Below are 14386 nucleotides of genomic sequence, written 5' to 3'. Positions count from 1 at the left end.
GGTAATTCATTCGGACAACATGAAGTACACCGTTCAAACTGTAATAGAAAAACCAATTGATTTTGTCATTCAATTATTTGATGATCCAACCAATCTGCATCGTTGGATGGAAGGATTGGAAAAGCTTGAACATCTTGATGGAGAGCCGGGAAAACAAGGAGCGAAATCAAAACTCACTTTTAATGTCAACGGAAAAAAAATAATTTTGACAGAAACAATTCTTGACCGTAATCTGCCTACAGTTTTTAAAGCCAGTTACCAATCAAAAGGTGTACACAACATCATTGAAGCGCGGTTTGAAAAAACAAATGAAAACTACACAACTTATTATAGTACTGAAGATTTTCAATTTGTTGGTATCATGAAAATACTTGCACCACTGATGAGCGGAATATTTAAAAAACAATCCCTTAAAAATTTGTCTGCATTTAAAAAGTTTGTAGAATCACAATCTTGAATTTTCGCAACCGGCACTGAGGCCTTGCAACTAATTAATACCAAATAGTGGAGCCCATGAACTCAAAAGCTAAAACACCTGATCAGTATTATGCTGAACTCCCTGAGGAGAGAAAAAAAATAATGCAAGAAATTCGAAAAATGATTCAGAAGAATATTCCCAAAGGATTTGAAGAATGTATGGGTTATGGTATGCCAGGTTGGGTAGTTCCACACAACATTTACCCGGCGGGATATCACTGTGATCCAAAACTGCCATTACCATTCATGAGCCTTGCAAATCAGAAAAATTTCATTGCCTTATACCACATGGGTATCTACGCTGATCCTGCGTTGTACACGTGGTTTACAAATGAGTACAAGAAAACTCAAACCGTGAAATTAGACATGGGTAAAAGTTGTATCCGTTTTAAAAAGGCAGAGCATGTTCCCTTAAAATTAATTGGTGAACTTGCAGCCAAAATGAAGCCAAAAGACTGGGTTGCGTTGTATACGCAGAGTTTTATAAAGAAATAGTTTGTTAGATAACTGATTCTAACAGGCTAATTGCTATCATACGACCACTTCACATACATACCTCCCCAAGTAAAGCCTGCACCAAAGGTTGTGAGAATAATATTATCTCCTTTTTTCAACTGACTTTCCCAATCATGCAAACAGAGTGGTAACGTTGCACTGGTTGTGTTGCCGAATTTGTGAATGTTGAGCATTACTTTATCCATGCCAATTCCCATACGATCAGCTGCCGCTTCAATAATACGTTTGTTTGCCTGATGCGGAACCAGAAAAGCAACATCATCAGCAGTTAATTTATTTCTCAACATCATCTCTTCACAAACATCTGCCATTTTTGTAACAGCCACTTTGTAAACTGCCTGACCATCCATGTGCACAAAATGTTGCTTGTTCAAAACAGAATCAAAAGAGGCAGGAATCATACTACCACCGGCAGGTTGATAGAGATATTTTTTTCCACTGCCGTCAACATACATGCGTGCGTCCAATATTCCGGTGTCATCAGTTGAAGGTTCAAGCAGCACAGCCCCTGCACCGTCACCGAATAATATGGAAGTACGACGATCAGTATAATCCACTATACTTGACATTTTATCACTACCAATAACCAACACTTTTTTATGCGTACCTGATTCAACAAATTTTGTTCCTGTTTGCAAGGCATAAATAAAGCTTGAGCAAGCGGCTTGCAAATCAAATCCCCACGCATTGGTTGCACCCAATTGGTCTGCAACAATATTAGCGGTTGCCGGATAGGGATGATCAGGAGTAACCGTAGCTACAATAATCAATTCAATATCCAGCGGATTAATTCCTTTCTTATCAAGCAGTGTTTTGGCTGCATTAAAAGCCATATACGATGATGCTTTTGTTGAATCTTTCAATATTCTGCGTTCTGAAATTCCGCTGCGGGTTACAATCCACTCATTGGTGGTATCAACCATGCTTTCCATTTCTTCGTTTGTCAGAATATATTCAGGGTGATAAACTCCAACCCCGGTAATTGATGCGGTGATTTTTTTATTCATGGATTTTGTTTGAGTCTCAAATTTAAGTCCGGTATCCACCTTAAACCAAACCAAAATCAAATCCATTATACGATGTTCAATTTTATATGTATGCGCTAAATGTCCCATTTTATGCTTATTTTTAACCCTTTATTAACTTTATTTTAATACGATGTCTAAACCTGCTTCACAACAACTTTTTAATCTGATAAAGAGTCTCTCAAAAAGTGAGAAAAGGCATTTTAAATTATTTACCAAACGTATTTCACCGGAGGAGAATAAAAAATTTGTCAGCATGTTTGATGTGGTAGACAGCATGCACGTTTATGATGAAGCAGTGCTGAGAAAAAAAGTTCCACAGATTTCTGATACGCAAATTCCCAACATGAAAGCACACCTGTATGATCAGATTTTGAGAAGTCTGCGAATAAACGCACCAAAAAAATCTATGTCACATCAGATTGTTCATTTGGTTGAAAATGCTCGCATACTTTATGAAAAATGTTTGTATGCTGACGCACTCTCATTGGTTGACAAGGCAAAAGCAAAAGCAAGACAAGCGGATTATTTTGCCCTAATGCCTGAACTATTAGAGCTTGAAAAAAATGCGCTCAGACAAGGAATGAGGCAAAATATTTCAGAACGCACTGACAATCTTATTCATGAATCACAATTGGCGAACCATGCCATTCACAACATCAACAGCTTTTCAAATCTTGCGCTCAAACTGAATTCATATTATCAGAAACAAGGATTTATTCGTAACCCCGATGACTTAAAAAGAACTAAAAAATATCTTGATCAAAATTTGCCACCATTTTCTGAATCTAAATTAAGTTTTACAGAATTAATTCATCTCTACAACACGCTATGCGGATATTATCTTTTTATACAAGATTTCAAAAAAGCACTTAGGTATTCCAGAAAATGGGTGAACCTTTTTGTTGAACATGAAGAGATGCAATCCTTCCATACTGAATTTTACATCAGGGCGCTCAACACCATATTGGTATGTCTCAACAAGCTTGATTTGTATGAAGAATTTATGTTAATGCACCGCCAGCTCACCGCTATTAAACGAAACACAAAAATCACCTTGACAAAACACCTCAATCTCAATCTTTTCAAAACCATTTATATTCATGAAATCAACCGCCACTTTATGCTGGGTGAATATCGGAGCGGCACCAGAATAGTTTCAAAATTTCAGGATGAACTCAATAATATTATCCACCTATTAGACAAACACACCGTGTTGATTTTTTATTACAAAATTGCTTGCCTGTATGTGGGTAGTAGCAATTTTAAAACGGCAATCCGCTATCTAAACCTTGTTATATACGAACCGGATACCTCATTGCGTGAAGACCTGCACGCCTTTGCCCGTATTCTGCGATTAATCTGCTACTATGAATTGAATGACACCAATATGATTGAGATGAATATCCGAGCTACTTATCGTTTTTTATTGCGCAAAAAGGAATTTGGGAAATACGAATCATACATTCTGAAATTCTTGCGTGAAGCCGGAGACGCAGTAACCCGTGAAGTGCTCATTGCAAAATTCAGTGCATTAAAACGGCAATTGGTTCCGCTTGAAAAAAATATTTATGAGCGTCGAGCATTCTATTATTTCGATATTATCTCCTACCTGGACAGTAAGATAGAAGATAAGCCCATTGAGCAAAAAGTGAAGGAAAAACTCAAACAACAGCAATCCACCGGCAGAAAGGGCGGCAGGCCATAAAAAAGAGAATGAAAAAGAAAGAATGTTCAAGATTATAGAAAATCAATTATATTTGCACCCGCAAAAGAAAAATGCCGGCGCGGTAGCTCAGTTGGTTAGAGCGTAGGATTCATAACCCTAAGGTCGGGAGTTCAACTCTCCCCCGCGCCACTTTTAAGCTTGCATTAATTTCAAATCCTCATGAAATCTTTTGTTGAGCTGAATGATCTGATTTTATTTTCTTTTGAAGTTTGTGTCTGTCAGCACCTAGTAATTTCTGTAGTGATCATTCAATTAAAGCCAAGGGCATTACCAAGCTTCCCTTACGGGCTAATTGTTTATTATATGCCTGCAAAATATTCGTGTAAAAAAAATTCAAAATTAACCCAATGACAATTCTTTGCGCGTTTATTTCTTTTAATTTGGTCAGATGAAACGTACTTTATTATTCTTTTTTCCGGTTGCCATAATCACTGCCTGTAGCGGCAGTTCTGAATCAGGTGTTGGCAGTTCTGAATCGGATGTTTCCGGTAATGCAGATACCACCCAGGTTTTCACTTATGACACATCATCCGCTGAGGCTTTCATCAGCACATTTAATGAGAGTAGAATATCAATGTATCCTTCTGATTTTGAAATTAGCGGTGAGTGCATTCTAGAAAACGGATTTTTCAGAATCATCAACTTCAGTGAGACAATGGGAAATTATTCAAGTGAATATTGTATTGTCATGAATCCTCTTGAAAAAATTATCACTGAAAATACAGACAATGAAACATTCAATGAGGTGCAACAAATAATCACCAATAATAATTTTACGATGAATTTGTATCAAGGAAATCTTGCGCCAATTTATTATGATCTCAAAGGAGACGGATCAGAGGATTTTCAACTTACAATGGATGAAAGTTACCGCACTGATTTTCATATCACCCATACTATTGTGCTGTACGACGGTAATAATGGATTGGAAAAGACAGCCATTACAGCACGTACAAATTGTGTTGCAGGTGAGTTAGATGATTTTTCCGGGATCATGGAAAACTTTGAGTTTAAGAAAAAAGGCAAAAATCTTCCACAAATTATTCTCACGCACAAAGAACATGATTTTAAACCTGATCCAAGTTATCAAACCGGAATTGGAAATTTTGAATATACCCTCACCTGGCAGTGGAGTTTAGATTCTGACTGGGGTGCTCCTGAATGGGAAACATCTTTCAAAGGAAACTATGAAAACTGCAAGTCAGCAATTGATGAATTCAGCAAACCACGCTTTCGCTTGAGTGAAGAGTATGAAGGGTATGCAATTCTGGAAAACTGTCATGCCGGCGGACCGGAACACTTTGTTTTATATCCGTTTTCAGATGATTACGGGAGTAATTATTATATACCAGGTGACAATACCGGGGGGATAGGAAATAATGTTTTATTATGCATTTTTGAACAGGAAACACAATATACTTTAGTGTTTGGCTATTCTGAAAAATTTGAGGCCAACACCAGTGGTGACAGATATCTTGGGAATGATACCTACATCCGGTTTATAAGCAAACGCGGCGAAAGTGATATAGAAAGTCACTGGGGCATTTCACCCGGTACAAATTCGTTCTACACAGTTGACACAAGTAAATATCCGCTTGCTGAATGTGAAGGGTACTAACGATTGCGGGTTTTGTTTTTTCTTAAATATTTTTCAACAATTTCTTCTTAGGTGCAAAAGAAGGAAAGCAACTTATATAAAAAAAGAACAGGCCATATAATATTTTATATCCTAGCGGTGCTCTCATTAGTACTTTCCAAAAAAACTTTCAATGTTAAAATAGATATCTAACTCTACGCCATCTTCTGTTTTTATATGTAAAATATCATACGGTGTATTTTCATGAAATACCAGTGATTGCATCATAAATGTTGAGCCGGGATAAGTTTCACGCACGTATTCATACTCTTCAGGAATACTGTTGACCATAATGGCGGTTTCAAATGACATTCCATTGCCTCCGTGCTTTTGCTTTTTAAGATTTTGAAGCCAAGTCTTGTATCCCACTGTCATCATCTCATGAGGTATATCTCCATTGATAACCGTTTTTACATATTCTCTGAATGCCAGATAGGAAAATTGTTCGTCATACACAACCTGATTATATTTAAAAAGTGAATCACCCTGAATTTTATACAACACATAGGTGTTTTCGCTAGATGCCGTTGAATCAAGTTGTGTTTCCATGATGAATAAGGTTGTTCCTTCTTTATCTTGCACTTCAAAATAATGATTCCAACTATAATATTGATCTGATTTATCATCATAACTTTGGAACACACATACCGTGTACAATTCTGTTTCGAACTGATCAATCTGAAATTTACCCCGCATGCCTGAAGGGAATAAAATATCGTTCTTTTTACCATCATTCAAAGCAGTTATATACTGACTTATACTATCCATTTCATTCAGTGAAATGTGTGATTGAATCAGCAGAGAATATAAGCGGTAATCTTTAGCGTAATTAGCGATTAGATTGCGTGAAGTTGATTTGGCATCGGTATATTTTTTTCCAAGATATTGGCACGATGCGATTAAATAACCAGCTTCCTTTTTCTCACTCTTTTTTTCAGATAATTCTAGATACACAGAAAAATCTGCAACCGCTTCATCAAATTGGTCAAGACCTTTGTGACACTCACCCATGTAGTAATACACAATACCTTCTTTCTTGTTTATCTCAACAGATTTTTCATACCAAACCAATGCTGAGTCAAATTTTTCCTGAAAATAATATGCGTGCCCAAACATTCTAAAATACATATCATCATAAGCCTCGATATTTACAGCATGTGTGAGTGCCTGAATTGCCTCATCGTATTCTTCACGTATCAAATGACACACCCCTTTATAGTAATACATATCTGCATCAACAGGGCCCTTTTCAATTGCTTTATCAAAATATGAAATGGCTTTATTTTCATTTTTCAAATTGAAACAAGAAAGTCCTTTCATGAAGAGACTTGCTGATCCCATTTCAGATTCCTTTTTGGATTTATAGTTCACAACTTCTAAATATTCCCTTTCGTTGTATAAATCCATGATTTTATCAGTATACTTATCTGTTTGCGCAGTAGCCGCATTACAAACAACCATTAAACTCATCAGAATTAAAAATAATCTACCCAACATAAAAATTGATTTTGAAAAATATAATTTCTAAATATACTCAATTCATGAATCAATAGAAAACTGAAAAAATTCTATGATAATCAATTGTAGGCACCGCTCATTATGCGCCATTGAAATTATATCCGATGTAGATAGACAAACCAATGAGCTGGCACCACGCTGTCTTTCCCTGAATTTTTAAATTTGATTTACAATAAAGTGTGGCTAAAAAATAAATCTGCTCGTCAAATTCTCACACCTAAAATACACACATCATCAATTTGTTCAAGGTTTCCTTTCCAGTTTTCAAATGCTTCAGAAATAATTTTACGCTGCGTTTCCATAGATTCATCACAAACGGACAACAACAAGTTTTTCAGATGAGAAGCTTTGAACTTTTTACCTTTTTTACCGCCAAATTGATCTTTAAATCCATCCGTGATTAAATAGATAATGTCTCCTTTATTTACTGCAACTTGATGAGTTTTAAAGGAAGCCGGATTTTCAACTTTTCCAATAGGTTGTTTATCGGCCTTTATTTCCTGAATTTCTTGTTTGTCCTTTCTGAAAATCCACAGCGGATTATTGGCACCTGCCCATTGCATCTGCATATCTTGCCATGAAAGTGAGCAAAGTGAAATATCCATTCCGTCTTTTACTTCGTCGTCAGATTTTTCAAACTCGGCAATGACTAATTCACGTGTTTTATCTAAAATTTTTCCGGGTTCTGTCAACCCGTTTTCACGCACAGCGCGGTTTAAACCATTCACACAAATAACTGAAACCATTGCACCAGGAACACCGTGTCCGGTGCAATCACTTGCAGCAAAAAGTATTTTTCCGTCTCGCTCTTCTAACCAATAAAAATCTCCGGCAACAATATCTTTGGGTTGATACAAAATGAATGAATCTTTCAAACATTCATTCACTCGTTTGTTTGTGGGTAATATCGCTTTTTGAATGCGTTGCGCATATTTGATAGAATCAGTAATCTCTCTGTTTTTTACTTCAAGAATTCCGTAAGCCTGATCAACTTGTAATTTTTGAGTTTCAATTATACCTTTTTGAACTTTGGTGACTCTGAAACGATGAAAAATAATTCCACCTAAAACCAATGTGATCGCCAAAATGCCCAATAGCACGTAGTTTTCTAATTTGCGCTGTTTACTTTCCAAATTTTTAGCATGTATCTGAGCATCTTTTATTTTATTAGATTCTGAAGCCAGTATGCTATCTGCGGCAGCTTGTTTCTCATATTGATATTCAAATTCATGACGAATAATTTCCATTTTATTTTCTTCACTTTGTAAACTATCACGTATCTGAATATATAGTTCGTGCATCTCTAGTGCCCTTGCCGGATTATTTATTTTTTTATTGATTTTCCACAATAATTCTGCGGCGGTTTTTATATGTGTGAGTGAATTCATTTCTCTGCCTAAATTCATTGATCGTTCAGAGAGTTGTATAGCATCTTTGATTCTACCTTTTTCAAAATAAATACCGGCCAAATGATTCAATGTTTCTGCGATTCCTTTTGCATCACCCATGCCTTCGCGCAAAGACAAGCTATGGTTAAAATAAATTTCAGCGCTATCTAAATTCCCGCGGGTTTTGTACACCATTCCTAATCCATTGTATGCATCTGAAATTCCTTTTTTATCATCAAGAGACAGGCTTGTTTCATAGCACATCCAGTAGAGACTTTGCGCTTTTTCAATTTGCCCCAAATCCAAATATATGCCGGCAAGATTGGATGAAGTAGTAATCATTCCGTCAGGCGCATCCAACTCTTCATAAAGAGCCAAACTTTGATTGTAATAGTCAATTGCCTTTTCATTATCATTTTGAGCTTTGTGAATATTTCCAATGTTATTGAGTGTATTTGCCATACCTCTTTTATCCCCTGTCTCTTCTTTCATTTTAAGGCTTTGTGACCAAAAGTCTATGGCTGGTTTATAATCACCTTGGTAATAATGTATGTTCCCTAAATTATTATATGTACTGGCCATCCCATCTTTATCATCAAGTTGCTCATAAATGGCAAGACTTTTCATCATCCATTCTTCACAGGTTTTGTAATCTGCCTGCATGCCATAAACAATTCCAATGCTGTTGTAAGTTGCAGCCAGTTCAATTTGATCATTGGTTTGTTTTATTAGATTAAGCGCCTGGGTATAAAAACCAAGTGCCGTATCATAATCCCCGTGATCACGATGAAAGTCACCACGCAAATTGATGATTTTACTTTTCTTCTTAATAAAAAATGTTTGAAGAGAGCTGGATTGATTTACTGTCAAATTAAGGTCACATATACTATCTGCCTTATCCAATAATTTTTGATATGTCTCTCCGTCTGCCCGACGAATAGTTTTTCCCCAGGCCAGAATGGCATTCACTTTCAATGTATCATGCGGTGCGTATTGAACAACCTGTTTTAATGAATCTACCTTTTTCTCTTGTTCTGCTGTGAGCTGTGCATGAACGCCAAAAGGCAAGAGAAGTATCACCACCAATAAATTAATCAACGGTTGCCCAAGTATTTTTTTAAGGCAATACCGGTTAAACGCCAACAGAGACGTGCAGATATTAAGCAGTTTGCTATTTGTTTTTACAATCAAAGAATTCAGTATAACAAGATTTGGGTTTAATGATTGGTAGAAGCAATCACTGGTCTAAGGTATAAAATTATTTCTATTCGTAGCAGGTTTACTAGGCATGTAAGGTAAATCTAATATCGAGGCATAATTTACCTTAAAGGCAATGTATTTTCATTTGTTGGACATAAGTGACTTGAGGGACTTTAACAGAAATGTCACTTGAGTTCCAAAAGTTCCACAAAAAAATGAGCGTTAAAAAACTCTGCAATAAAAATCAGTTTAAAATTACAAGCAGTTTACTTCATTCAAGTATAATTTGAACACCTTCAAAAACCCAATCCCCCTCTGACGTTTAATTCTAATAAAAAATATAAAAATTTCAACGCAAAGCTCATTAATCAGTTGAATCAAGGTGTGCTGAGCCGTGAAAATCACAATAATTGAAATTTTATCGACAAAATACTTTTATTCATCGACAAAATTTTAGTATATTTCTCGCATCTAAAAAATCAGAACATGTCAGAGAAAGTAAAATTTGAGATGGAATTTGAGGTGAACTCCTCGACATCAGTATTGTTTAACATGATCAGTACTCCCAGTGGACTGAGTGAGTGGTTTGCCGATGACGTAAATATTAAAGATGATCTTTTTACTTTTATTTGGGACGGCAGCGTACAACAAGCCCGAATCATTGGTAAAAAGAAAGGCGAATCTGTGAAATTTCAGTGGCTGGATGATATAGAAGAGGGAAATAAAAATTATTTCGAATTCACCATCAAAGTTGATGAGCTTACCAATGATGTAGCCTTGCTGGTTACTGACTTTGCAGACGCTGATGAAGTGGATGAAGCTAAACGCCTTTGGGAAAATCAAATTCAGGATTTGAAAACTACCATCGGTTCTTTCTAAGCTTTCAACCTTAAGCTATACCAATTTGACTAATTTTGCGTTCACTGAAAAATATCAGTGCTGATTTGGTCTTGTCCCATTTTAAAAAGTGACAACCAAAAAACGCTGAAAATTAAGCCGCATAGAATGAAACGCCTGCATTGGTTTGTTGTAAAATCTTTTATTGGTCCATTTTTGGTAACCTTTACCATTGCTATGTTCTTTCTCATCATGCAATTTCTGTGGAAATACATTGATGATTTAATGGGTAAGGGTCTTGAAATATCAATCATTCTGGAAATGCTCTTTTATGTTTCAGCCAGTTTGATTCCTATGGCTTTGCCACTTGCGGTGCTGTTTTCGTCTATCATGACTTTTGGAAATCTTTCAGAAAAAAATGAATTAACCGCATTAAAATCTGCCGGCATTTCTTTGCTCAAAGTCATGCGACCTATGTTGATTTTTGTAATCTTTTTGAGCTTTGCCGGATTCTATTTCTCCAATTATATTTTGCCTATCTCAAATCTAAAATGGAGAACCATTTATTACGATATCCTTGAAAAGAAACCTGCATTTCAGCTCAAAGAAGGTGTTTTTTATAAAGACATTGAAAATTATCATATCAAAGTAGACAAAAAGAATAATGACGGATCACTCACCGGTGTTCTTATTTACGATTTTACCTCAACGTTTAACCGTCGTGTAATCAAAGCGCGCAATGGCATGATGCTGAAATCTGACAATGATGATTACTTGTTTCTGCAACTCAACCAAGGTGTTATTTATGAAAAAGTGACAGCAAGTCGGCTTGAAAAAGTGACCATTGATTTTCAAAAATCATTTTTCACTGACGCGGTCATTAAATTTGACCTGATAGATTTTGATCTTAAGCGATCTGACGAAGAATTATTCAAACAAGATTTTGAAATGATGAATTTTGTTCAGTTGGATGATGCACTTGATTCTCTTCTTATTCTGAATGATTCACTTGACAATAAATTTGCTCAAAATATGAAAACAAATTTTGTTGTGCTGAATGATCAACTAAACAACCCGGCTGTACCTGCAGATTCAAGTCTGCATGAGATGCAACTAACACCATTGAAACAAATTGATACACTGGTTCATTTGGATTCAATCAGAGGCTCATCGCTCAAAAGCGCATTAGCAGATGCCCAATCAGAATTGCGTACAGTGAAAGACCAATTATATCATCAGAATTTGTTGAAAGAACATCGTGATACCAACATGAATGAGTATCGCACGGCATGGCATGGAAAATTTACTTTGTCATTTGCTGTATTGGTTTTGTTTTTTATTGGTGCGCCATTAGGTGCTATTATTCGCAAAGGTGGATTAGGGGCTCCATTAGTTTTTGCTACCCTCTTTTTTATTTTCTACTACATGCTCACCGTAGCAGGTGAAAACATGGTTGAGTCCGGAGTGATTGAACCATGGAAAGGAATTTGGATGAGTACGCTTTTACTTGCACCTATCGGAGCCTTTCTCACGTATAAGGCCGCTAATGATTCACCATTATTTGATAAAGAAGTTTATAAAAAATGGTTTGCAAGATTATTCAGACGGAAACAAAAATAATTTCCGGGTTTTTGATTAAACCGCACGCAAGTATGGCGGCTATCCGTATCTTTGAATAATATGCGCGTACTTCAGTTGTGTCATAAACCCCCATTACCTAAAATTGACGGCGGATGCATTGCTATCAATAATTTATCAGAAGGACTTAATCAAAAGTGCGATGTATTTCACATGCTCACACTTTCAACGGAGAAACATCCATTCATCCGTTCTGCTTATTCTGATGATTTTCTCAACAGCACGCATCTTGATGCAGTTTTTGTTGATACACGGGTGAATATCATTGATGCATTTTCTGCTTTGGTGACAGCTGATTCTTACAACGTGAGTCGTTTTTTTTCACCGGATTTTGACAGGATGCTTGAACAACGACTGAAACAATATCCATACGATGTGATTCAGCTTGAAAGTTTATTTATGACTCCATATATTTCTACTATTCGCAGAAATAGTCATGCGCGCATTGTCTTGCGCAGCCATAATCTTGAACATTTGATTTGGGAACGGCTGGCAAATTCTGCAGGCAACCAGGCAAAAAAATTATACCTCAAACATCTTGCGTCAAAACTCAAAAAATATGAGAAAAGAACCATTCATGAGGTAGATGGAATTGCGGCAATCAGTTTTGAAGACACCAAACGATTTCAGGATTTAAAATGCAGTGTGCCACTCATCACCATTCCGTTTGGAGTTGATCTTGAAAAATATCCTGATCAAGCTCCTTCTGATCAGTCACCATTGAAATTATTTCATCTTGGCGCCATGAACTGGTCACCAAATCTTGAAGCCATCCATTGGTTTCTGGATGACATTTGGCCGGGGATTGAAGATTTACCTGTTGAATTACATTTGGCAGGTAGAGGAATGCCGGAGTCAATTAAAAAACAAGCCACATCAAAGTTGATTGTGCAAGACGAAGTTGACTCAGCCATTCAATTTATGCAACAATTTGATGTCATGCTGGTGCCTCTTTTGTCAGGCAGTGGTATGCGGGTGAAAATAATTGAAGGTATGGCATTGGGCAAAATTGTGATTACTACACGTGTTGGTGCTGAAGGGATTGATTATGTTGACGGCAAACATTTACTCATTGCTGACACGCCTGAAAAATTTCGCAGCCATATCAGAACACTGTGTGAAAATCCGGTTCTGCTCAAAACCATATCGCGCAACGCCAGAAAGTTGGCTGAGGAAAAATATGACAATCAAAACATCACAGACAAACTCATCAGTTTTTATCATTCACTCAATACCTTGTGAAATTACTTGTGCTCTTATCCCGTTTTCCGTATCCGCTTGAAAAAGGCGATAAGTTGCGTGCATTTCATTTCATTCAAGAATTGGCACAGCGTCATGAAATCTATCTCTGCTGCCTGAGTGATCAACCTGTGAATGAAAATCAGATTCAAAAAATAAAACCATTAACAAAAGAATTGCACATTTTTCATCAGTCAAAACCGCTAATATATTTCAATACTGCAGTTCAGTTTTTTACAGATAAACCCTATCAAAAAGGATATTTTTATCAGCGCAGTATTCAGAAAAAAATCAATGCACTGATTCAGCGCATACAACCGGATCATATTTTTTGTCAACTCATACGCACGGCTGAGTATGTGAAAAATTTTCATGCCATACCCAAAACCATAGATTACATGGACGCCTTAGGCAGAGGGATGTTCAGACGCGGAGAAATTGCCAAAGGTCTGGTAAAAAAAATGTACCTCAGTGAAGGCAAAAGACTAGCCGTTTATGAAAATCGTATTTTTGACTATTTCAATCATCACGTCATCATTTCATCACAAGATAAGAAATGTATACAGCATCCTGATTCAGAAAAAATTCACGTGATTGAAAATGGAATTGGAGAACAGTTTTTAAATTATACCTGTACGCAAAAAAAAGAATTTGATTTAGTTTTTGTTGGCAATTTAAATTACGCACCAAATATTGAAGGGTCAGAAACTTTGGTCAAAGAAGTACTTCCTGAATTATTGAAAAAAAACATCAAACCGTCTGTGCTGATTGCCGGTGCCACACCACATGCCCGGGTACTGAGCCTACAATCAGATCAGGTCACCATCAAAAGTTGGACAGAAGATGTGCGTGATTATTATTGCAGCGGGCGGATATTTGTTGCGCCGCTTTTCATTGGCACCGGTTTACAAAACAAATTACTTGAAGCCATGGCTCTTCAACTACCCTGCGTTACCACCCCGCTGGTGAATAATGCATTAGGTGCCACAGATGGAGAATCTATTTTGCTGGCATCTAACGCACGTGAATTTGCCGATTGTATTGCGCGATTAATGTCTGATACTTCACTGTCACAGTGCGTTGCATCAAGCGGAAAAGCGTATGTCACAAGCACTTTCAGTTGGGCAAAGGCAGTAGAAAAGTTAGAAGGCGTTTTTCGTTCATGAAAAACCGGTAACTTTGC

The 14386-nt window shown here is 36.7% G+C and carries 11 protein-coding genes and 1 tRNA gene; 9 read left to right on the top strand and 3 right to left on the bottom strand.

Annotation, left to right across the window (positions count from 1 at the left end; translation table 11 throughout):
- Window positions 1-19 precede the first annotated feature (19 nt).
- Together IPH66_02350 and IPH66_02345 are read left to right on the top strand one after the other, a co-directional pair.
- Window positions 20-457, top strand: coding sequence for an SRPBCC family protein (locus tag IPH66_02350; protein ID MBK7128193.1), 438 nt, complete (start codon window positions 20-22; stop codon window positions 455-457).
- Window positions 458-513: 56 nt separating this feature from the next.
- Window positions 514-972: a DUF1801 domain-containing protein gene (locus IPH66_02345; protein MBK7128192.1), complete on the top strand. Its 459-nt coding sequence runs from the start codon at window positions 514-516 to the stop codon at window positions 970-972.
- A gap of 26 nt (window positions 973-998) precedes the next feature.
- Here the strand turns inward: IPH66_02345 and IPH66_02340 are convergent, their stop codons facing one another.
- Entirely contained in the window at window positions 999-2000 is a 1002-nt protein-coding gene (locus IPH66_02340) for a ketoacyl-ACP synthase III (protein MBK7128191.1), read from the bottom strand.
- Window positions 2001-2151: 151 nt separating this feature from the next.
- On the opposite strand from IPH66_02340, the gene IPH66_02335 reads away from it, so the two are divergent.
- The 3 genes from IPH66_02335 to IPH66_02325 all read left to right on the top strand — a co-directional run bounded on the left by IPH66_02335 (window position 2152) and on the right by IPH66_02325 (window position 5365).
- Entirely contained in the window at window positions 2152-3726 is a 1575-nt protein-coding gene (locus IPH66_02335) for a hypothetical protein (GenBank protein ID MBK7128190.1), read from the top strand.
- A gap of 76 nt (window positions 3727-3802) precedes the next feature.
- Window positions 3803-3876 (top strand) — tRNA-Met (locus IPH66_02330).
- Between the two features lie 259 nt (window positions 3877-4135).
- Window positions 4136-5365, top strand: a complete 1230-nt coding sequence (locus IPH66_02325) for a hypothetical protein (GenBank protein ID MBK7128189.1) — start codon at window positions 4136-4138, stop codon at window positions 5363-5365.
- A gap of 126 nt (window positions 5366-5491) precedes the next feature.
- Here the strand turns inward: IPH66_02325 and IPH66_02320 are convergent, their stop codons facing one another.
- Both IPH66_02320 and IPH66_02315 read right to left on the bottom strand, forming a co-directional pair.
- Entirely contained in the window at window positions 5492-6880 is a 1389-nt protein-coding gene (locus IPH66_02320; GenBank protein MBK7128188.1) for a tetratricopeptide repeat protein, read from the bottom strand.
- Between the two features lie 224 nt (window positions 6881-7104).
- Window positions 7105-9480, bottom strand: coding sequence for a tetratricopeptide repeat protein (locus tag IPH66_02315; protein ID MBK7128187.1), 2376 nt, complete (start codon window positions 9478-9480; stop codon window positions 7105-7107).
- 495 nt (window positions 9481-9975) lie between these two features.
- Between IPH66_02315 and IPH66_02310 the strand changes: the two genes are divergently transcribed.
- The 4 genes from IPH66_02310 to IPH66_02295 all read left to right on the top strand — a co-directional run bounded on the left by IPH66_02310 (window position 9976) and on the right by IPH66_02295 (window position 14369).
- Window positions 9976-10368, top strand: a complete 393-nt coding sequence (locus tag IPH66_02310) for an SRPBCC domain-containing protein (GenBank protein ID MBK7128186.1) — start codon at window positions 9976-9978, stop codon at window positions 10366-10368.
- Between the two features lie 126 nt (window positions 10369-10494).
- Window positions 10495-11946: an LptF/LptG family permease gene (locus IPH66_02305; GenBank protein MBK7128185.1), complete on the top strand. Its 1452-nt coding sequence runs from the start codon at window positions 10495-10497 to the stop codon at window positions 11944-11946.
- Window positions 11947-12006: 60 nt separating this feature from the next.
- Window positions 12007-13206 carry a glycosyltransferase gene (locus IPH66_02300; GenBank protein ID MBK7128184.1) on the top strand — a complete coding sequence of 400 codons (1200 nt, stop codon included), beginning with the start codon at window positions 12007-12009 and terminating at the stop codon, window positions 13204-13206.
- On the top strand, window positions 13203-14369 hold the full coding sequence (locus IPH66_02295) for a glycosyltransferase (GenBank protein ID MBK7128183.1): 1167 nt from the start codon (window positions 13203-13205) through the stop codon (window positions 14367-14369). Before IPH66_02300 ends, IPH66_02295 begins: the two co-directional genes overlap by 4 nt.
- Window positions 14370-14386 lie beyond the last annotated feature (17 nt).

The organism is Crocinitomicaceae bacterium (assembly GCA_016708105.1).
Taxonomy (GTDB): Bacteria; Bacteroidota; Bacteroidia; order Flavobacteriales_D; family Crocinitomicaceae; genus JADJGJ01.
The sequence above is the reverse complement of the archived record's forward strand: the minus strand, read 5'-3'. Positions and strand labels throughout refer to the sequence as shown.